The sequence below is a fragment of the Ruegeria sp. BHSB064 genome, assembly GCF_059613205.1.
This window is the reverse complement of the sequence record NZ_JBXWSB010000039.1, coordinates 1-19,933: the sequence shown is the minus strand read 5'-3', so window position 1 is coordinate 19,933 and position 19,933 is coordinate 1. Positions and strand designations below refer to the sequence as shown.

The following is a 19,933-nucleotide window of genomic DNA, read 5'->3' as shown; positions in this document are numbered from 1 at the left end:
CGCAAATGACAGAATCAAGACCTCAAACGCCCAAAATGCACAATTGCGTTCGACAAATTGGTCAGGTGTTCGAAAGTAAGGCGATTGGGTCCGGAGGGTTCGGAACAGACAGGTATTCGGTCGCCGGAATATCGACCAGCCCGTTGATGTACAGATGCTGTCGGTCCGCTTCCGTCAGATCGGCGATTGCCGCGCGGATAGCATCTGCAATGTGGGCTGCGTTCTGCCCTACAGAGGTTATGTAGGGCAATGTCGGGGTTGGGTGCGTTCTTTCCAGCTCTTGCACGCGATCACCCATATCCGTGTGATCTTGCAGCAGGTGCCATGTCAGCGCATCCAGCGCAGCAAAATCGGCTTCACCCACAGCCACGGCTTGCGCTGAAAGTGCATGCCCACCTGTTTCCACTAAAGCCGCAGGACGAAGATTCGCATTCGCCAAATGCGTAATTGGAGCCGCCCAACCGGACTGAGACAGGGCCTCGTTATAGGCAAAGGTACCGTTTGCCAGATCTGGCAGATCGCGGGCATCATCCCGGCGTTTGACAAAAACCGAGCAGTAATGGCCAGCCGGGCAATCGGGCAGACCGTAATCTGGTGTTCCAACCAATTGCACATGACCATGCAGTCGGGTTCGGTACGGCATCCCGCAGGTCTGAGCCAATATCAGGTTCGGGTCCTGCCAGACCTCCCACATGTCCTGATCTCGGGTCAGGTGATCCGGGCCATAACCCAGATGATTGCGTATCAGGTTCCAGAACCTGTCATTGGCAGCTTGAAGCGCAGGCATGTCATACATGCCAAGCATTGCAATCACGACTTTGCAGCCCTTTGACGCGCCAGTGCCGAATCCACGTCGCTGACACCCAACAGGCTGACCACAAGACGCAGCAGAGAGTCTTCTTCGCCAGTGCGATGACCGTCAGCAAGCGCTACGGACCACAGGGCCTGTACCACGGCCAGCCGGTCCTCATAGGCGACGGCTTCTTTTATCGCACGGGTAAAGCGGACCGTGTCGGGGGCCTCGGCCTCCAAGTCCTCGGCCTGTGCGCGCAGTGCAGCGCTTTCGAACGGGGACAAGCCATAGCGTTCCGCCGAAATGCGGTCGATCCGCGCCATCTCGGTATCGGAATAATCATTGTCGGAACGGGCCAGACGCACCAGCAGAGCCGTCAGGGCAAGGCGGGCGTCATCTTCGACAAGCGGGTCGGGCTGAGGCTGCGTGAGCCTGGAAAGAAATTCACTGAACATGGTTTAGATATAGCGAGCGCCTAACTCACATCCAAGCGGCTTTGAACGCGTTCCCGTGCGGCCTTACTGTCATTAAAGCTCAAGCCCATAGCGACGCGGGCTTCCTCGACGATTTTCATCTCGCCTTCGTCCGTGCTGCCGTCGGCCAGAACAACTTCCCAAAGTGCATCCAGGGCGGCCAGACGCTCTTTCAAGTCCGTCGTTTCGCGGATCAGCTTGCCAAAGGTATCCGTTTCGGGCGCAGCCGCGTGAAGCTTTTCACACGTCGCGCGCACTTTAGCGGCTTCAATCGCGTTATGCTGGTAAAGCCGGGCCAAAATTTTGTCGATCAAACTGATCTCTTCCAGTTTGTAATCCCGGTCCGCCTGCGCCACACGCACCATGAGCGCACCCAGCGCCAGCTCGGCATCAGGATCGGGCAGGTGTTTATGTTGAGGCGGTCTGAGAGCCTGAAAGAACTTTTTCAACATAAGGTCAGGTTATTCCATATTTTGTGGTCCGCCAAGCGAAGACTACCTGCCATAGCCTCGAATGATCACAAGATTGCCGATTGACAGCAGGTCGTTATGAACTTGCACTCATCGTTTGACGCGCTCAACCATAAGGTGAAAGAATTTCTCACTGAAGACAATGCCCTCTCACCAACGGCACTTAGCCCTGGTAGTTTAAAGCTACCTGCGCCTGTTCGGTCAGCCATTTGATCATCTGGCGATAGGGCACGGGCCCGTAACTGACACGAGCCACGCCCAGTTCAGCCAATTTGGACGTAGCGGGCGTGCCGGGCAGGGCGATAATGTTGACGGGCAAGCTAGTTTCTTCGCACAGGCGGCTAATTAAAGATTCGTCTTTCAGGCCGGGCGCGAAAAAGCCGCTGGCGCCGGCTGATTCATAGGACGCGGCCCGTGCGATGGCATCGTCCAGCATGGCCTCGCTATGGGTCTCTGCAGGAGCTTTAAGAAAGATATCGGTGCGCGCATTGACGTAAGCTGGGATGCCCGCGCCGTCGCAAGCCCTGCGCATGGCTTCGACGCGCTTGGCCTGAACCGACATTTCGTACAGTCCCTCGCCACCAATGACCTGATCTTCAAAGTTGAACCCGACCACGCCGCACGCCAAAGCGCGTTTCACGTTTTCTGCAATACCCTGCGCGTCTTCGGCATAAGCGCCTTCGAAATCCAGTGTCACTGGCAGATCGACCGCTGCCACAATACGGCGGGCGTTGTCCAAGGCCGTCTCAAGCGGGATGTTTTGCCCGTCTGCAAAGCCTTGTGCCATTGCAACCGGGGCACTGCCAGTTGCAATCGCCTGTGCGCCGGCATCCCGAACCGCGGCAGCGCTGCCTGCGTCCCAGATGTTGAAAAGGATGACCGGATCGCCCTTTTTGTGAAGGCTGGTGAAGGTATTCGCGTTCTGGATCTGGTCGGCCATCGGAACTCTCCTGTTGTAGCGTGACCAACAGTTAACCTTACGATGACCGACCGAGTAGGGGTTTTTTGCTTTGATACGTCACTTTGAGGTGACGGGCCCTGCATCGCTCAGTTCCTATCGGATTGAGCGATACGGGAGATTTACGGCAAGTGGAATCTGAGCGCGCTATGCCTCGTCCGCTGCCCCAGATACGAATTTCGCACTGAAATTGGCTTCGCCCAGACGGTTCAGCAAGTTCAGTTGAGTGTCCAGCCAGTCCTTGTGGCCTTCCTCCTCCAACAGAATGCGTTCGAACAGCGTACGTGAACCAACATCGCCGACTTCAGCTGCCTGCAGCGCAGCTTTGGTATAGAAATCGACGGCTTCGGTTTCGTCTTTCAGATCGGCAGAGAACATCTCTTCCAAAGAACCTGCCGCCGCCGGGCTTTTCTGAAACGAAAGCTCGGGCACGCCACCCAAAAACAGGATGCGTTCGATAAACGCGTCAGAGTGGCCCAACTCTTCCTGCATTTCGCCCCGCATCTTTTCGGCCAGAATATCAAGGCCCCAATCTTCCAGCACATGGGCGTGCAGCTGATACTGATGCGCCGCTGTCAGCTCCATATGCAGTGCTTGTTGGAGGTTGGTGATTGTTGTTGCGTTGCTCATCGGAAATCTCCTGAATCTCTCAATTGTATCCAAGGCGCGAAGCAGAAACTTCGCATCCTCATACAGTTAAGAGGTCAGCCCCCATAAAACAACGTGGGGGTGACAGACCGACACAGCGGGGGATTACACCAGACGCGAGGTGTCTTTTGCAGCGCGTACAAAATCGCGAAACAGCGGGTGCGGGTCAAACGGCTTGGATTTCAGTTCCGGGTGGTACTGAACGCCGATGAACCACGGATGATCTGACCATTCAACGATTTCGGGCAAACGACCGTCCGGCGACATGCCGGAAAAGTTCAGGCCCGCTTTCTCAAGCTGCTCGCGATACTTGATGTCGACCTCATAGCGGTGACGGTGGCGTTCCTCGATCTGGGTGCTGCAATAAACGTCGGCAACTTTGGATCCTTCGGCCAGTACCGCGTTATAAGCGCCCAACCGCATGGTGCCGCCCTTGTCGTCACCGACTTTGCGTTCAACCTTGTGGTTGCCCTGTACCCACTCTTTCAGGTGATAAACCACGGGCTCGAAACGTTTTTTACCAGCCTCGTGGTCGAATTCCTCTGAACCCGCCTCGGTGATGCCAGCAGCATTCCGCGCCGCTTCGATCACCGCCATCTGCATGCCCAAACAGATGCCCAGATAAGGAACCTTGTGTTCGCGCGCATATTGAGCAGCCTTGATTTTGCCTTCGGTGCCGCGTTCACCAAATCCACCGGGTACCAGGATCGCGTGGAAGCCTTCCAGATGCGGGGCTGCGTCTTCTGTGTCGAACACCTCGGCGTCGACCCACTCGATTTTCACCTTGACCCGATTGGCCATGCCACCATGGGTCAGCGCCTCGGCAATCGACTTATAGGCATCCTCAAGCTGAGTGTATTTGCCGACGATGGCAACTTTGACCTCGCCTTCGGCATTGTGGATCCGGTCGCTGACATCCTCCCACTTGGCCAAATCCGGTTTCGGGGCAGGGCTGATCTGGAACGCGTCCAGCACCGCTTGATCCAGACCTTCGCGGTGATAGGCCAGCGGGGCGTCATAGATGGTGCTCAGGTCCTGCGCCGCAATCACGCTGTCGGGGCGGACGTTACAGAACAGCGCCAGTTTCTCGCGTTCCTTGGTCGGGATCGGACCTTCGGACCGGCAGACCAGAATGTCCGGGGCCAGACCGATCGAGCGCAGCTCTTTCACCGAGTGCTGTGTCGGCTTGGTTTTCAACTCGCCCGACGCTTTGATATAGGGCAGTAGTGTGAGGTGCATAAAGATACACTGGCCTCGCGGCTTGTCCTGGCTGAACTGACGGATGGCTTCAAAGAAGGGCAGCCCTTCGATGTCGCCGACGGTTCCACCAATCTCACAGAGCATGAAATCAACCTCATCCTCACCGATGGCGATGAAATCCTTGATCTCGTTGGTGACATGCGGGATCACCTGAATGGTTTTGCCGAGGTAATCGCCACGGCGCTCTTTTTCGAGCACGTTGGAGTAAATCCGCCCCGAACTGACCGAGTCGGTCTTGCGTGCGGCCACGCCGGTGAAACGCTCGTAGTGGCCAAGGTCCAGATCGGTTTCCGCCCCATCGTCGGTGACAAAAACTTCGCCGTGTTCAAAGGGCGACATCGTGCCGGGATCGACGTTCAGATAAGGGTCCAGCTTGCGCAGGCGCACCGAGTATCCCCGGGCCTGCAACAGCGCGCCCAAAGCCGCCGAAGCCAGTCCTTTGCCCAAGGACGAAACCACACCACCAGTGATGAAAATAAAACGCGCCATAGTTTTTCGGCTGCTCCCGTGAGACGTCAAAATCAGCTGCCCGACGGTTCCGAAAAACCGCTGCATCACGGGACTTCACGTATAAAGGATTCGCGCCAAAAGCGCAAGAGAACCGCAAGATGCTGTTGCAGTCTTCTTTCAGGTTTCTAGGTTTTGTGGATCAGTCCGCTTGCGGGATCAGCGGCGCATTGTCGCCCTGCGTCGGCGGAAGCAGATCTTCTGCCGACGGAACCCCCGGGGTGCTTTCTTCGGTCGAAGCCGGAGCCGGAACGCCCAGACGATCGATCACCGAGCTGCCCGAGGACTTCTGAGCCGCCAGAATGGTCAGCGTGATTGAGGTCACGATGAAGCAGGCCGCAAGGATCCAGGTCAGCTTACCCAAGGCGGTTGCCGCTGCGCGACCCGTCATGGCGCCGCCACCGCCGCCGCCCATACCAAGGCCACCGCCTTCGGACCGCTGCATCAGAACAACGGCAATCAGGCCCAAGGCCAATAGAAGGTGGATGATGAGAACGACGTTTTCCATGGTGGTCCTGTACAGCGTGGCGTGTATCGCGTGGTACTTATGCAAGTTTGTCCGCGGGGGCAAGTCAGGAGTTCACATCACCACGCGTGATACATCATATCACGGCAACGGCACTGGACAGAACACTAATGCGTAGCGCAGGCTGCACCCTATGCCACATGACGACCACGACCACCCGCACGCATTGTTGCCACCGGAACCCGCTTTGCGCGTCAAGGCGCTGGAAACGATTCTGACCCGCAAAGGGCTGATCGATCCGGCGGCACTGGATGAGATTATCGACACCTATCAAAACAAGATCGGCCCGCAGAACGGTGCACGGGTTGTTGCCAAAGCATGGAGCGATCCTGCGTTTAAGGCGGCTTTACTGGAAGATGCCACGCCCGTCGTGGCGGATCTTGGCTATTACGGTCGGCAAGGCGAGCACATGGTTGTTGTCGAGAACACGCCGGACCAGCACAACATGGTCGTCTGCACCTTGTGCAGTTGCTACCCGTGGCCGTTGCTGGGCATCCCGCCCGGCTGGTATAAGTCTGACGCCTACCGTGCGCGCGCGGTGCGCGAACCGCGTAAAGTGTTGGCCGAATTCGGCGTCACTCTGCCCGAGGGTACATCGGTGCGGGTCTGGGATTCGACCGCCGAGATTCGCTACCTCGTTCTGCCCATGCGTCCCAAAGGCACAGATGGGATGAGCGAAGATGAGCTCGCCTCGCTGGTGACGCGCGACAGCATGATCGGCACCGGCATTCCCAAGGCACCCTCATGACCCGCGTTCATGACATGGGAGGCCGCTTCGGGGATGGTCCGATAAATCCCGAAGCAGAGGATGCACCTATCTTTGCCGAAGAGTGGCACGCGCGCGCGCTTGCGGTTACACTTGCCGCAGGGTTTCTGGGGCAATGGAACATAGACGTATCGCGACATGCACGCGAACGTCTGTCTCCAAAAGACTATGCGCGGTTCTCATACTACGAAAAATGGATCTCTGGCCTGGCCGACCTGCTTGTTGAAAAAGGTGTTCTCACTTTGGAAGACCTAAATGGTGGCGGTGGGGATGGGCCACATCCGCTGACCGAGAGAATGCTGAAAGCGGAAGCTGTCTCTGACGCATTGGCCAAAGGTGGGCCTGCTGACAGACCGTCGAACGTTGCGGCGCGGTTCTCTGTTGGGCAAAAAGTCATCACGAGTCGACCTGCTGCAAACCGGCTTGTGGATGGGGGCCATACGCGTTTGCCGACTTACGCATCAGGCGCCAAGGGTCGAATCCTGCGTCTACATGGGACGCACGTTTTACCCGATGCAAATGCCCATGGTTTGGGCGAAGCGCCAGAGCCGCTGTACGCGGTGGCCTTCCCGGCGTCTGAACTTTGGATCAATCCAGAGCACCCCAAAGACGAAGTGGTGCTGGATTTGTGGCAAAGCTATCTGGTGCCGGCATGAGTAAATGCGTCATTCATACGGCCCCGGAACCCGTCTTTGCTGAACCTTGGCACGCCCAGGTCTTTGCCGTCACCGTTGCATTGAACGAAGCTGGTCGGTTCGATTGGTCCGACTGGGCAAATCGATTCTCGAATACACTCAAGCGTCATGGCCTTGCACGCGAGCTGGATGGTGGCGACGATTATTTTCACGCTTGGTTGGAAACACTCGAGGCTATGCTCGCCGAGCAGGGGGCTGCTCTGCCGCAGGATGTGAAAGACCTGCATCGGGCATGGGAAGAGGCGTATCTGACGACCCCCCACGGGCACCCGGTGCATCTGCGTTGACCACTGACAGGGGGCTCTGCCCCCGCCGCCCGTTCCGGGCGACTCCCCCGAGGTATTTCCAGCCAGATGAAGCAGGGGATCCGTCTTCATCTGGCCCCAAATACCTCCGCCGGAGGCATCGCGCATTTGCGCGATTTCAATCTGCGGCGAATTATCGGTTTCCCTGCCGTTTGTGCCCGGCTATATGGGCCGAGTTTGATTACTCAGCACGAAAAGGACCGGATATGGCCAACGTGGTTGTTGTCGGCGCCCAATGGGGCGACGAAGGAAAAGGCAAGATTGTCGACTGGCTCAGTGAACGGGCGGACGTGATCGCGCGTTTTCAGGGCGGGCATAACGCCGGTCATACGCTGGTGATCGACGGAGAAGTTTACAAACTGCACGCGCTGCCCTCGGGCGTTGTGCGTGGTGGAAAGCTGAGCGTCATCGGCAACGGTGTGGTCCTGGACCCATGGCATCTGATCAATGAAATCGCGACCATCCGGTCGCAGGGCGTGGAAATTACACCTGAAACCCTGATGATCGCTGAGAACACGCCTTTGATCCTGCCGATCCACGGCGAGTTGGACCGGGCGCGGGAAGAAGCCGCCAGCAAGGGAACCAAGATCGGGACCACGGGCCGTGGGATTGGACCCGCTTACGAAGACAAGGTCGGACGCCGTTCTGTGCGCGTTGCTGATCTGGCGGACGAAGCCACGTTGGAAGCCCGGGTGGATCGCGCGTTGCAGCACCATGACCCGCTGCGCAAAGGTTTGGGGATCGAACCGGTTGATCGCGACGCGTTGATTGCTCAGCTGAAAGAGATCGCGCAAGAGATTCTGCCGTTTGCCGCGCCTGTGTGGAAAGTGCTGAACGAAAAGCGTAAAGCGGGTAAACGCATCCTGTTCGAAGGTGCGCAAGGCGCGCTGTTGGACATCGATTTTGGTACCTATCCCTTTGTGACGTCCTCGAACGTGATCGCAGGTCAGGCTGCAACGGGTGTTGGTATTGGGCCGGGGTCGATCGATTTTGTACTGGGCATCGTCAAAGCTTACACCACTCGTGTGGGTGAAGGCCCATTCCCGACTGAGCTGGAAGACGCAGATGGGCAGCGTTTGGGGGAGCGCGGGCATGAGTTCGGCACAACAACAGGCCGTAAGCGTCGCTGCGGTTGGTTCGATGCGTGCCTCGTGCGTCAGACCTGCGCGACCAGTGGCGTGAACGGTATCTCTCTGACAAAGCTGGATGTTCTGGACGGGTTTGAAACGCTGAAAATCTGCACCGGATATGAGCTGGACGGTGAAAGGCTGGACTATCTGCCCACCGCGGCCGATCAGCAGGCACGTTGCACCCCTATCTACGAAGAAATGCCGGGTTGGAGCGAATCGACCGAAGGCGCGCGCAGCTGGGCCGATCTGCCGGCCAACGCGATTAAATACGTGCGTCGTGTGGAAGAACTGATCGAATGCCCAGTAGCACTTCTGTCCACCAGCCCGGAGCGGGACGACACCATTTTGGTGACAGACCCGTTTGCTGACTGATGGGCGAGGAAAAGAAACCGGGACTGAGCTACAAGGCGCGTCGGCGGTGGTCGCTGGTGATCCTTGTTATTGGCCTGCCGCTTTACATTGTTGCGGTGGTGACAGTTGTGAACTGGCTGGATCGTCCTCCGATCTGGGTTGAGCTTCTGGTCTATGTCGTACTTGGCGTTCTTTGGGCTTTGCCGTTCAAGTTCGTTTTTCGCGGCGTCGGGAAAGAAGACCCCGATCAGTCCTGAAACTCTTGAGAAACCTGTGTCTGGCTTGGCCAGCTGAGAACCGCGCGTGCAAACGCGCGGTACTCGCTTGTGATTTCTTTGGCCATGCTGAAAGGGGTGGGCCATGGGGTGGTCAGGGTCGCCTCGACCTGACCTGGTACTAGGGTCAGCTCTGCGTTGTGCTTCGCGGCAAGGCGTCTCATTTTCTGATTGGTCGCAAGGCATAGCATATGGACTTCTCTGATCCCCCGGTTTTGAGCAATCGTAATGAGGCGGGATAGCAAAGCGTCTCCAATCCCCTGATCTTGCCAAGCACTCTCAACAGTAAAAGCTGCTTCGGCGACATGATATTTGTGGTCAGGTATCAGACGCAATTCTCCTACGCCGCGCAGACAAGAATCCGGGAAAGCTCCGAAAACAATTGCTGCGTCAGCAAACATATTGGACAGGTAATCTTGCAATCCCTGTGGCTGAACAGGTGTGCCAAAGCGTGACAGCAATACGTCCTCATCCAAGTTATTGAAGTGGCTTGAAATTAATGCATGGTCATGTCTTCGAAGTCGGCGAATTATGATGTCTTGCATAGCACTGCCCCAGTCTGAAACGGATATCATGACGTGAGTTTTACCGTGAGACTGTATCACATTTCTGCGTCGCAGCATAAACTGTTTTGACGCGCTGCCTGAATAGCCGCGTAACATGCTCTCTATGGTTTGCAAAAAAAGGGCCGGGATTTACCCGGCCCTGCTTGTCTATAGGCGCGTCAGTCAGCCCACTGCGCGTTCATCATCCGGGCGGAAGCCGATCAGATTGGAAGCCGCAAAACGGCCACCACCAGCCTTCTCGATTTTGCCGTCGCGCAGCAATTGACCAAATGAACGCAGGCTTTCTTCGCGATTGAACTCATCCTGCTTCAAAGAGCGGACTTTGTTCATCAGTTGCGGGCGCGAGAACTGTTCCTGACCTTCAATGAAGGACAGATAAGCTGCTGCCGCTTCCAGAAGGTCAGGCAGCGATTGAGCGCCCTGGTCCTGTGCAAACTGGGCAAAGCCGCCTTCTTCCGAACTGCTGTCTTCCACATCAGCGGTGACGCGGCGGGGCATCACGGGGCCTGTTGGTTCGTTCTGATCGTCAACGCGCTGCTCAGCTACCAGTTTCAACGGGGCCGGAGCATCTGCTTCCGGGCGCGCGCTAGTCACCTTCACTTCGGGGCGGCGGGGGCTGACTACAGATTCCAAGTCGCCACGATATTCGTCAGCTTTTGAGGATGCAGTGTCTGCGTCATCCAACTCTGCCTCGGTCGCAGCGACCGCTGTACGCAGGTGCGAATAGGTTTCGCGCGCATCGCTGCTGGAAGGATCATCCATATGCTCGCCGGTTTTGGCCATCAAACGCAAGACATCCTGATCCGGATCTGCATCATCAGCCAACTTTTGGCCCGGACGCTCAGAGAACTCAGATTCGATCTCGGAAATCTCGCTCAGCAAGTTCTCTTCATCTTCAGCCGTCAACAAACCATGGGTCTGATCGTCCAGGGAGTCTTGGGATACCTCTTCCGAAGTCTCGATCGCCACGTCCTCTACATTCAGGATGTTCGGAACGTCCTCTTCTTCGACCTCGTCTTCTGAATCTTCTTCCAGATCCGCAAACAGCGGTTCGGCGGGCAGTTGCGGCATTTCGGGGATGTCTTCGAGGCTGTCAACCTGCACGTGCTCGGGGGTCATGGACACTTGCAGGTCGTCAGCTTCAATAGTTGGGGCTTCTGTTTCGACAGCTTCGACTTCGTCCGTTTCTTCAGTCTCTTGTGCCTCTGTCGCTACATCGACGGACAAGTCATCTGTTTCTTCTTCCTCGTACTCTTCAACAACGGGTGCCTGTGGTTCTTCGGCTACTGGAGCAGCGGGCTCTTCAAAATCTTCCGCGCTCAGCGCACCGGCTTCAAAAGCGGCGGCGACTGCGTCCACCTGGGGTTTGGAACCCGCCAGCAAAGATGTGTCTTCATCTTCGGAATAAGCTGCAGGAGGGACGTCCGAGTGCGATACCACGGCGCGAATACGCTGCAGTTTGGCCGCGATGCTGTCAGCCGCCGGAGCGGGGGTATCTCCGACAGGTTCTGCCTCGGCAAACTCGGTCGGGGCAGGGGTTTGTTGTTCCTGAGTGGGGGTGTGCGCCATGGGCGTCGCGGCGGTGTGCGAAACCGGTTCCTGGTACGTGGCTTCCGGTGTCTGTGTGGCGCGCAGCAGCAGTCCGGATTCGCTCTGGCTGGCTTCTACCCGCTGCGATGCATCGCGCCGGGCAATGCGGGTCAGCATTTCGGCATCAGGTTGAGGGGGCTCTGAGCCGAAATAGCGGTCATCCGCTGCGAGGTCGCGAAAATACTCGGCGATGGCTTTCATCGTCTCAAAGGAATCGTCAAATCCTTCCAAAGTGCAGGAGAAGGTTCCATAAGAAACGGTCAATACCTTGTTATTCTGTACCATCAGACGCACGTCCTTTACAAACTACGAGAGCCAGCTTACCCGGAATCGGGAGCACACACTGGCTCGGAACTCTTCGCATGAACCTATCATTTTGTGGTCTTAATGTGTCCAAATCCGGGAAAAATGGCCAATCTTGTGAAAAATGAGCCAATTGTACGCTCTGCGGATCCAATTGGACTGTTTGGGGGGGGATTTGTCGGTGCAGAAGACCTGAATCTGGTGCTGAAGCGCGTCAAATCCGTTGTAGCTGCCGATGGTGGTGCGGCTGTTTTAACAGAATCAGGCCATATCCCGGATGCAGTCATAGGTGACTTCGATTCGCTGGACGCGGTGGCAAAAGCAAAAATACCGCCCGAGCGTCTTTTCCCGGTTCGCGAACAGGACAGCACTGACTTCGACAAGACCCTGCGCAGTGTGCAGACCCCGCTGGTTCTGGGGGCGGGGTTTCTGGGCGGGCGGCTGGATCATCAACTGGCCGTTTTGAATACATTGGTCAAAAGGCAGGATCAGGCGTGCATTCTGCTGGGTGAGCATGAGGTGGTCTTTCACGCGCCGCCGCGTATTCACCTGCCCGTTGATCCGGGAGATGTCGTTTCGCTGTTTCCAATGTGCCCGGTTACAGGACGCAGCAACGGGCTGGAATGGCCAATCGAAGGGTTGGAGTTTGAGCCAAACGGTCAGGTTGGTACATCCAACCGCGCACTGGCCGAGGTTGAGTTGCAAATGGATGGGCCGGGGCTTTTGGTCATGATCCCGCGTTCCGCGCTGGATCGGCTTATGCAGGTGTTTCTGTCGGGGCAGACCGGGCGCTGGCCCGCTCGCGCAGAATGACATAGAGGCCCGCAGCGATTGTTATCAAAATTCCAATCGCGGCAAGCCCGTCCGGCAAGTCGCTGAAAATCACCCAGCCGATCAGGGTTGCAACGGGAATTTCCAGATATTGCATTGGGGCCAACGTGGCCGAAGGCGCATAGCGCAACGACCAGGTCATCAGCAGATGGGCCACCGTGCCCAAGACGCCAATCGCTAACAAGAGCCAGTACATATCGGTGGCAGGCAGCGTTGCGGAGATCTCCCATATGTCAAGGTGCGTTCCGATCACCAGAACCGGCGTTAACACCAATGTGGCAAGAACGCCCGACACGGCCTGCAATGACACAGGGTCCGTCTCTTTCGCGATCTGCCGCGTGACCAGCATGAACAGGGCAAAGACAACCGCAACGATCAGGGGCAATAGTGCAGGAGCACCGACCTCAGCAAAGCTGGGTTGGATAACCAGAAGTGTGCCGATAAATCCGACGATGCAGGCTATCAGACGGCGGGCACCAACTTCTTCGCCCAGCACGCATTTACCCAACAACAACATGATGAACGGCATGACAAAAGCGATTGCGATAGCATCTGCCAGTGGCAGAAACTGCAGCGCGCTGAACATCGCCGTGATGCCAATGATATGCAGAAATGTGCGGATCACGGTCAGGCGCAGAATACGCCCGCGCATCCGCCATGGTCGTCCGGTCATGGCAACCAACGGAATCAGGATCAAGGCTTGTACTGCAAAGCGGACTGTAACCAGCAATCCCAACGGCGTCGTCTCGCCCAACAGCTTGGCCATTGAATCGCCCAATGGCGCAAGCACGCAGAAACCAAGCATCAAAACAATGCCAAAGACGGGACGATCCTGAGTCATGCCTGCGACGCTAGCCGTTTCGCGGAAGAGTGGAAAGGTCCGACGTCAGGCTTTCGGCAGCGGCTGAACCTTGGTGTAATCTGGCCCGACACAGGTTGGTAAACCGTCGTCCAGGCGCAGCCAGTTCAGCTTTTCCTCATGAGAGACATGAAGTGTTGGTTGCAACGCCTCTGGGGTCTCTAATGTCGCGACGTACAGATGCAGTACGTCAGACATCTTGGCCGAACGGAACGAGATCGGTGTGCCGCAATGCGGGCAAAAGCTGCGCTCAACTCCGGGTGAGGAGTTGAAGCGCTTAGGTTCTTCCCCTGTCCAGCGCCATTGCCCGTCGCGAACCGCGAAATAGGTTGTCATCGGGGCCGCGCATTGGCGGCGGCAACTGTCGCAATGGCATGTCACACAAGACAGAGCAGGAGAATCGACCTCGTATTTGATTTTGCCGCACAAGCAATGTCCACGCAATCGGCCGCCTCCTTTCCGACCTCAACAGTTCGGGATGTTTACTGCCAACCCGCCCAGCGAAGTTTCTTTGTACCTCTCGTGCATATCAAGCCCGGTTTGCCGCATGGTTTCAATTGCTGAATCCAAAGGCACAAAATGCTGACCATCACCTCGCAGTGCGAGAGACGCTGCAGAAACTGCTTTGATGGCGCCCAAGCCGTTACGCTCGATACAGGGGACCTGAACCAGCCCCGCAACCGGATCGCAGGTCATGCCCAGATGATGCTCCAGAGCGATCTCGGCTGCGTTTTCCACCTGCTCGGGTGTGCCGCCCATTACAGCGCAGAGCCCGGCTGCAGCCATGGCTGACGCGCTTCCAACTTCAGCCTGACAGCCCGCTTCAGCGCCCGAAATCGAAGCATTGAACTTGACCAGCCCGCCGATGGCGGCAGCGGTCAGCAGGAAATCTTCGATATGGCTTTCCGACGCACCGGGCACGTGGTCGAGGTAATAACGCAGCACAGCAGGCAAGACGCCTGCAGCGCCATTGGTGGGGGCGGTGACAACCTGACCACCGGCTGCGTTTTCTTCGTTTACGGCCATGGCGTAAACGCTCATCCAGTCATTGATCGTGTGTGGTGCAGTCAGGTTCATCCCGCGCTCGGCCATCAGAGCGTCATAAATCCCTTTGGCGCGGCGACGTACGCTCAGGCCACCGGGCAGAATACCGTCTGTGGAAAGGCCACGTTCAATACAGTCGTTCATCACCTGCCAAAGCCGGGCGGTACCTTTTGCAAAGCTGTCTGCACATCCCCTTGCGATTTCGTTTTCGCGCTTCATTTCAGCAATGGATTTGCCGCTTGAATTCGCCATTTCAAGCATTTCAGCGGCCGATTTGAACGGATAGGGAACCGGATCGCCTTCTTCGGTGGCTTTGCCTTCGGCCAGTTCCTCTTCGGTCAGAACGAAACCGCCACCGATGGAATAAAACACTTGCCTCAGGATCACGTCGCCCTGCGCGTCTGTTGCCATCAGGATCATCCCGTTGGCATGACCGGGCAGGTTGTTGTCGTAGTCAAAGACCAGATCGGTTTTTGGGTTGAACGTCAGCGTCGGCAGACCTTCGGGCGATACGGTATGCGTATCGGCAATGGCAGCAAGCGCAGCCTCGGCTTTGTCGTTGTCATACGTGTCAGGCACAAACCCGGCCAGGCCCAGAATGGTTGCCCGGTCTGTCGCGTGGCCAACGCCGGTAAACGCCAGCGAGCCGTGCAACGACCCTTTGAGGCCCGAAAACTCGAACGGCGACGCGCGCATCATGTCCAGAAAGCGCGCGGCAGCGACCATGGGGCCCATGGTATGAGAAGAGGACGGGCCGATGCCCACTTTGAACATATCGAAGACAGAGAGGAACATATCAGATAGCTGAGCCTTCTGGAGGGTTGGCGTGAACAGGGGATGTGAACGGGGTGGCCCCTAGACCTTCTGCGGCAATTGCCGAACGTGTCGCCGGGCGTGTTTCAAGCTGCATCAGGAGCGTCTGCAAGTACGGCGTATCGGCCAGTTGATACCAACTGCGGTCCGCCTGAGCAGGGTAGAGCGCCATCCAGCGCATCATGCACGCAACGTAGTAGGTGAGCACCGATGGTTGGTCAGCACAGAACCAGTCCGGCGCGCTCTTTGCGACAGAGTCCAGCAGTTTCAAGTGATGTCTCAGCCGCGGGCGGATGCCTGCGCGCAATGTGTCGGCCTGTGATGAGTCTATGTATTTTTCGGCGTAAAAGAGGATACGCAGGTCCGCGTGCAGCGTATTGGACGCAAAAAACAGCCATTTCAGAAAGTCCGCACGAGCAGGGTCACCCGCCGCAGGTGCAAGCTGCCCGTGACGTTCGGACAGCCACAGCAGGATCGCCGCGGTTTCAAAGATCGGCCCTTGGGGTGTTTCCAGAACCGGGATCAACCCGTTGGGGTTCAAAGCGCGGTATGCGGCACTGTCCTGTTCGTTCCGGCGGCGATCCACCAGAACGGTTTCATAGGGCACGCCCATCTCCTCCAGAGCCAGGCGGATCACCAGCGAGGCATTGTCGGGGGCATAGTGCAGGCGGTAGGGCGTCAACATGGCGGCAACTTATAGCGAGAAGATGAACTTGTAAGACATGATTGCGACGTTTCCGATAGGAAACGCGTAGTTCCGGACCATCTTTGGGCTCGCTGTGTCGCGAATCGGGGTCGCAGTCGCGCCGCGCATTCCCTATAACTCGGGCAAGCCAATTTGGGACAGCTGCCATGACCGGAGATCTTTCGCCTATCGACACTGCGAAATACGTGGCTGCATGCCGTGCGGCCGAAATGGTCGAAGACGGGATGCGCGTCGGCTTGGGCACAGGCTCCACGGCCGCATGGCTGGTGAAACGTCTGGGTGAAAAAGTTCAGCAGGACGGCTTGCGGATCAAGGGCGTGCCAACGTCAACCCGTACAGCACAGCTTGCCCGAGAGGTCGGGATTGAGGTGATATCGCTGGATCAGGCCGGGTGGCTGGACCTGACAATCGATGGAGCAGACGAGTTTGACGGCGATTTGAACCTGATCAAAGGCGGCGGTGGTGCGCATTTGCAGGAAAAGATCGTGGCGACTGCCAGCGACCAGATGATCGTCATCGCCGATTCCGGGAAAGAGGTTGAAACGCTGGGCGCATTCCCATTGCCGGTCGAAGTGGTTCCGTTCGGCTGGCAAACCACACGCACCCTGATCGAAGAGGCGCTGGATACGATGGATGTTCTCGGGACGACATCCGTACTGCGTATGAACGGTGAGGCCCCATTCGTAACGGATGAGGGAAATCATATTCTGGACCTTCATCTGCAACGCATCGGCAATCCGCGCCAGATGGCGTTGATCCTGAATCAGGTGCCGGGCGTCGTCGAAAACGGCTTGTTCATCGATATCTGTGACAAAGTCGTGATCGGGCACGGCGACGGTCGCGTCGAGTTGCGGGACATAAATGCAGGAACCATCCAACTGGATCAGTTGCTTGGGGGCTCACGTGACAACCTGTTTTCCGATGTTTCGGACTGAGTTTGATGCCCTCAACCCCGACAAGCGTCAGTGAATGTTCGAAAATTCTTTGCCCGGGGGTTGGCACCAAGGTTTTCGCGCCCAGATATCCAGAGAATTTTTGCAAGTTGAACGAAGGAAACCGGCATGAGCTTTGACTATGATCTTTTTGTCATCGGCGGAGGCTCGGGCGGGGTCCGCGCTGCGCGCGTGGCAGCGGGTGAGACCGGAGCCAAAGTCGCACTTGCCGAAGAAGACCGCTATGGCGGTACCTGTGTGATCCGGGGCTGTGTGCCCAAGAAGCTGATGGTCTTTGCCAGCGAATATTCGGGCATGGTTGGCGATGCGCAAGCCTATGGTTGGGACATTCAGCCCGGCGCGTTCGACTGGAACACATTCCACGATAAGCTGGTGACTGAACTGGATCGGCTGGAAGGGATCTATCGCAACATCCTGAAAAACAATGGTGTTGAAAGCTTTGATCAGCGCGCACGTCTGGTGGACGCGCATACGGTCGAGTTGGCCGATGGTATCCGCAAAACCGCCAAGCACATTCTGATCGCAACCGGAGGCCGCCCGGTCGTGCCCAATTTCCCGGGATCAGAGCTGGCGATCACGTCGAACGAGATTTTCCACCTGGACAAGCTGCCCAACAGCATCCTGATTGTCGGCGGTGGCTATATCGCCAGCGAATTTGCCGGAATCATGAACGGGCTTGGCGTCAAGACCACGCAGTTCTATCGCGGCGCGCAAATCCTGCGCGGCTTTGATGAAGAAGCGCGGGGGCTGATCTGTGAAGAGATGCGCCAAAACGGTATCGACGTGCGTTTGGGGACCAATGTTCTCGAGATGACCAAAGATGGTGACCAGATCCGTGTGAAAGCGACCGACGGTACCGAAGATCGCTTTGAAGTGGTCATGTACGCCACCGGCCGTACGCCAAACGCGGATAATTTGGAGCTGGAAGAACTGGGCGTTGAACGCGGTCGCAAGGGCGAAATCATCGTAAATGAATACAGCCAGACCGCCGTGCCCTCCATCTATGCTATTGGTGATGTGACGGACAGGGTGAACCTGACGCCGGTTGCGATCCGCGAAGGTATGGCTTTTGTCGAAACCGTGTTCAAAGGTAATCCGACCCCTGTGGATCATGAACTGATCCCAACCGCAATCTTCACGCAGCCGGAATTTGGTACAGTTGGCCTCAGCGAAGAAGAAGCCGCAGCGCAAGAACCGATCGAAGTCTATGCCACCTCGTTCAAGCCGATGCAAAAGTCATTCGCTGGCGGAACGCAGCGGGTTTTGATGAAGCTGTTGGTCAGCCAGGCCACACGAAAAGTACTGGGTTGCCACATCGTCGCCCCGGGTGCGGGTGAGATGATCCAGCTTGCAGGCATCGCCGTAAAGATGGGCGCGACCAAAGAGGATTTTGACCGTACTGTCGCCGTGCATCCGGTGATGGCCGAAGAACTGGTGACAATGCGGCAACCTGTGCGCACGGCTTGATTTGCAACCGCGCGCACACAAGTTACAAAGGACGCCGTGATCACACGGTCAAACACAAGGGAACATATACATATGGCGGGCAACAGCGGTGGCCCCTGGGGGGGCGGAGGCTCTTCAGGTGGTGGAGGAAATCGGGGAAACAATGGGGATGGGCGCAAGCCACCCGAAGGCGATGGCCCGCAGATCCCCGAGATCGATGAGCTGATGAAAAAAGGCCAGGAACAGCTGCGCGTCCTGATGGGCGGTCGCGGCGGCGGTGGCCGAGGCAGCAATGGTCAGGGTTCAGGCGGTGGCGGCCCGATCTTTACCAAGGGCACCGTTATTATTGGTGGCTTGGTTGCCGTTGGCCTTTGGGCGGCGGCGAGCTTCTATACGGTTAAGCCGGAAGAACAGTCAGTTGAGCTGTTTCTGGGAGAGTTTTCCGCTGTTGGAAATCCTGGTCTGAACTTCGCGCCGTGGCCCTTGGTGACAGCTGAGGTCATTCCGGTTACGCGCGAACAGAACGAGGATATGGGCGGTGCCCGTGGCAGCGACGATGGTCTGATGCTGACGGGCGACGAAAACGTGGTCGACATCGACTATCAGGTCGTTTGGAACATCAACGATCCAGCCAAGTTCCTGTTCAATCTGCGCGACCCGCGTCAGACGATCCGCGCCGTGTCGGAATCGGCGATGCGTGAGATCATCGCGCAAAGCGAGTTGGCTCCAATCCTGAACCGTGACCGCGGTGTAATCGCCGACCGGTTGCAGGAACTTATTCAGGCAACAATGGACAGCTATGATTCCGGCGTGAACATCGTCCGTGTGAACTTTGACAAGGCCGACCCGCCGCAGGACGTGATCGCCGCCTTCCGTGACGTTCAGGCCGCCGCGCAGGAACGTGACCGTCTGCAAAACGTGGCCGACGCCTATGCAAACCGCGTTTTGGCGGAAGCACGTGGTGAAGCGGCGCAGGTTCTGGAAGAAGCCGAAGCGTATCGCGCCCAGCAGATCAACAGTGCACAGGGTGAGGCGAGCCGTTTCAGCGCGGTTCTGGAAGAATATAGCAAGGCGCCGGATGTGACCCGCAAGCGTCTGTACCTGGAGCGGATGGAGCAGGTTCTGGGTGATGTCGACAAGATCATTCTGGACGAGAACTCGACCGGTCAGGGGCAAGGCGTCGTACCCTATCTACCGCTGAACGAACTGCGTCGCAACCAACCTGCGGAGAGCAACTGATGCGTAAGTCACCGATTATCCTTATCGTCATTGCCATTCTGGGCGTAGTTGGTCTGTCCTCGATCTTCATCGTGGACGAGCGCGAACGCGCGTTGGTGCTTCAATTCGGCCGCGTCGTTGCTGTGAAGGAAGAACCCGGTCTGGCTTTCAAGATTCCTCTGATCCAGGAAGTGGTTCGCTACGACGACCGTATCCTTTCCATCGACGTTCAACCGCTTGAGGTAACACCTCTGGATGACCGTCGTCTGGTTGTTGACGCCTTCGCACGTTACCGGATCTCGGATCTTGAACAGTTCCGTCAGGCCGTTGGTGTCGGTGGGGTTCCGGTCGCAGAAGACCGCCTGGATCGCATCCTGCGCGCGGAAACACGTGAAGTTCTGGGTTCGGTGTCCTCGCGTGACATCCTGAGTTCAGACCGTGCCGCAC

The 19,933-nt window shown here is 57.2% G+C and carries 23 protein-coding genes; 10 read left to right on the top strand and 13 right to left on the bottom strand.

Translation table 11 applies throughout. The annotated features are described in order from the left end of the window. Positions 1 to 61: 61 nt before the first annotated feature. The 7 genes from AC2FNU_RS11460 to secG form a co-directional block, all read right to left on the bottom strand. Positions 62 to 796 (bottom strand): phosphate/phosphite/phosphonate ABC transporter substrate-binding protein, encoded by a 735-nt coding sequence (locus AC2FNU_RS11460; RefSeq protein WP_496788170.1) that lies wholly within the window; start codon positions 794 to 796, stop codon positions 62 to 64. A gap of 14 nt (positions 797 to 810) precedes the next feature. Continuing rightward, the gene (locus tag AC2FNU_RS11455) at positions 811 to 1,248 is read right to left on the bottom strand and encodes a tellurite resistance TerB family protein (RefSeq protein ID WP_496788169.1); all 438 of its coding nucleotides are present in this window, start codon (positions 1,246 to 1,248) and stop codon (positions 811 to 813) included. Between the two features lie 20 nt (positions 1,249 to 1,268). Next, positions 1,269 to 1,718, bottom strand: coding sequence for a tellurite resistance TerB family protein (locus AC2FNU_RS11450; protein ID WP_171089280.1), 450 nt, complete (start codon positions 1,716 to 1,718; stop codon positions 1,269 to 1,271). 181 nt (positions 1,719 to 1,899) lie between these two features. Then, positions 1,900 to 2,676 carry an isocitrate lyase/PEP mutase family protein gene (locus AC2FNU_RS11445; protein WP_496788168.1) on the bottom strand — a complete coding sequence of 259 codons (777 nt, stop codon included), beginning with the start codon at positions 2,674 to 2,676 and terminating at the stop codon, positions 1,900 to 1,902. Between the two features lie 165 nt (positions 2,677 to 2,841). Beyond that, a complete protein-coding gene (locus AC2FNU_RS11440) occupies positions 2,842 to 3,324 on the bottom strand; it encodes a bacterioferritin (RefSeq protein WP_496788167.1) in 483 nt (160 codons plus the stop codon). 123 nt (positions 3,325 to 3,447) lie between these two features. Beyond that, entirely contained in the window at positions 3,448 to 5,091 is a 1,644-nt protein-coding gene (gene pyrG / locus AC2FNU_RS11435) for a CTP synthase (protein ID WP_496788166.1), read from the bottom strand. Between the two features lie 160 nt (positions 5,092 to 5,251). Further along, positions 5,252 to 5,617: a preprotein translocase subunit SecG gene (gene secG, locus AC2FNU_RS11430; RefSeq protein ID WP_496788187.1), complete on the bottom strand. Its 366-nt coding sequence runs from the start codon at positions 5,615 to 5,617 to the stop codon at positions 5,252 to 5,254. 151 nt (positions 5,618 to 5,768) lie between these two features. Between secG and nthA the strand changes: the two genes are divergently transcribed. From nthA to AC2FNU_RS11405, 5 genes are all read left to right on the top strand, one after another. Continuing rightward, positions 5,769 to 6,383: a nitrile hydratase subunit alpha gene (gene nthA / locus AC2FNU_RS11425; protein ID WP_496788165.1), complete on the top strand. Its 615-nt coding sequence runs from the start codon at positions 5,769 to 5,771 to the stop codon at positions 6,381 to 6,383. After that, a complete protein-coding gene (gene nthB / locus AC2FNU_RS11420; protein WP_496788164.1) occupies positions 6,380 to 7,057 on the top strand; it encodes a nitrile hydratase subunit beta in 678 nt (225 codons plus the stop codon). Before nthA ends, nthB begins: the two co-directional genes overlap by 4 nt. Beyond that, the gene (locus AC2FNU_RS11415; protein ID WP_496788163.1) at positions 7,054 to 7,383 is read left to right on the top strand and encodes a nitrile hydratase accessory protein; all 330 of its coding nucleotides are present in this window, start codon (positions 7,054 to 7,056) and stop codon (positions 7,381 to 7,383) included. Before nthB ends, AC2FNU_RS11415 begins: the two co-directional genes overlap by 4 nt. A gap of 224 nt (positions 7,384 to 7,607) precedes the next feature. Next, positions 7,608 to 8,903 carry an adenylosuccinate synthase gene (locus AC2FNU_RS11410; RefSeq protein ID WP_496788162.1) on the top strand — a complete coding sequence of 432 codons (1,296 nt, stop codon included), beginning with the start codon at positions 7,608 to 7,610 and terminating at the stop codon, positions 8,901 to 8,903. Further along, positions 8,903 to 9,139 (top strand): DUF2842 domain-containing protein, encoded by a 237-nt coding sequence (locus AC2FNU_RS11405; RefSeq protein WP_496788161.1) that lies wholly within the window; start codon positions 8,903 to 8,905, stop codon positions 9,137 to 9,139. The genes AC2FNU_RS11410 and AC2FNU_RS11405 overlap by 1 nt, the downstream gene beginning before the upstream one ends. Here AC2FNU_RS11405 and AC2FNU_RS11400 read toward each other — a convergent pair. Both AC2FNU_RS11400 and AC2FNU_RS11395 read right to left on the bottom strand, forming a co-directional pair. Then, the gene (locus AC2FNU_RS11400; protein ID WP_496788160.1) at positions 9,130 to 9,819 is read right to left on the bottom strand and encodes a GNAT family N-acetyltransferase; all 690 of its coding nucleotides are present in this window, start codon (positions 9,817 to 9,819) and stop codon (positions 9,130 to 9,132) included. The genes AC2FNU_RS11405 and AC2FNU_RS11400 overlap by 10 nt on opposite strands. Positions 9,820 to 9,885: 66 nt before the next feature. Further along, positions 9,886 to 11,598, bottom strand: coding sequence for a hypothetical protein (locus tag AC2FNU_RS11395; protein ID WP_496788159.1), 1,713 nt, complete (start codon positions 11,596 to 11,598; stop codon positions 9,886 to 9,888). A gap of 135 nt (positions 11,599 to 11,733) precedes the next feature. Here AC2FNU_RS11395 and AC2FNU_RS11390 point away from each other — a divergent pair, with 135 nt between their 5' ends. Continuing rightward, on the top strand, positions 11,734 to 12,429 hold the full coding sequence (locus AC2FNU_RS11390) for a thiamine diphosphokinase (RefSeq protein ID WP_496788158.1): 696 nt from the start codon (positions 11,734 to 11,736) through the stop codon (positions 12,427 to 12,429). Here AC2FNU_RS11390 and AC2FNU_RS11385 read toward each other — a convergent pair. From AC2FNU_RS11385 to AC2FNU_RS11370, 4 genes are read right to left on the bottom strand one after another with little or no spacing between them, the layout of a single operon-like run. After that, complete coding sequence (locus AC2FNU_RS11385; protein ID WP_496788157.1) at positions 12,374 to 13,288, bottom strand: DMT family transporter; 915 nt, start codon at positions 13,286 to 13,288, stop codon at positions 12,374 to 12,376. The genes AC2FNU_RS11390 and AC2FNU_RS11385 overlap by 56 nt on opposite strands. A 45-nt stretch (positions 13,289 to 13,333) precedes the next feature. Then, positions 13,334 to 13,750, bottom strand: a complete 417-nt coding sequence (locus AC2FNU_RS11380) for a GFA family protein (RefSeq protein WP_496788156.1) — start codon at positions 13,748 to 13,750, stop codon at positions 13,334 to 13,336. A 21-nt stretch (positions 13,751 to 13,771) separates the two neighbouring features. After that, entirely contained in the window at positions 13,772 to 15,145 is a 1,374-nt protein-coding gene (locus AC2FNU_RS11375; protein ID WP_496788155.1) for an L-serine ammonia-lyase, read from the bottom strand. A 1-nt stretch (position 15,146) separates the two neighbouring features. Then, the gene (locus tag AC2FNU_RS11370) at positions 15,147 to 15,848 is read right to left on the bottom strand and encodes a glutathione S-transferase family protein (protein ID WP_496788154.1); all 702 of its coding nucleotides are present in this window, start codon (positions 15,846 to 15,848) and stop codon (positions 15,147 to 15,149) included. A 167-nt stretch (positions 15,849 to 16,015) separates the two neighbouring features. Between AC2FNU_RS11370 and rpiA the strand changes: the two genes are divergently transcribed. The 4 genes from rpiA to AC2FNU_RS11350 all read left to right on the top strand — a co-directional run. Next, entirely contained in the window at positions 16,016 to 16,804 is a 789-nt protein-coding gene (rpiA, locus tag AC2FNU_RS11365) for a ribose-5-phosphate isomerase RpiA (protein ID WP_496788153.1), read from the top strand. Between the two features lie 126 nt (positions 16,805 to 16,930). Further along, positions 16,931 to 18,289: a glutathione-disulfide reductase gene (gene gor / locus AC2FNU_RS11360; RefSeq protein WP_496788152.1), complete on the top strand. Its 1,359-nt coding sequence runs from the start codon at positions 16,931 to 16,933 to the stop codon at positions 18,287 to 18,289. 72 nt (positions 18,290 to 18,361) lie between these two features. After that, entirely contained in the window at positions 18,362 to 19,507 is a 1,146-nt protein-coding gene (hflK, locus tag AC2FNU_RS11355; protein WP_171089319.1) for an FtsH protease activity modulator HflK, read from the top strand. Beyond that, positions 19,507 to 19,933, top strand: a 427-nt coding sequence (locus AC2FNU_RS11350) for an SPFH domain-containing protein (RefSeq protein ID WP_496788151.1), incomplete at its 3' end; no start/stop codon positions are given. The genes hflK and AC2FNU_RS11350, both read left to right, overlap by 1 nt.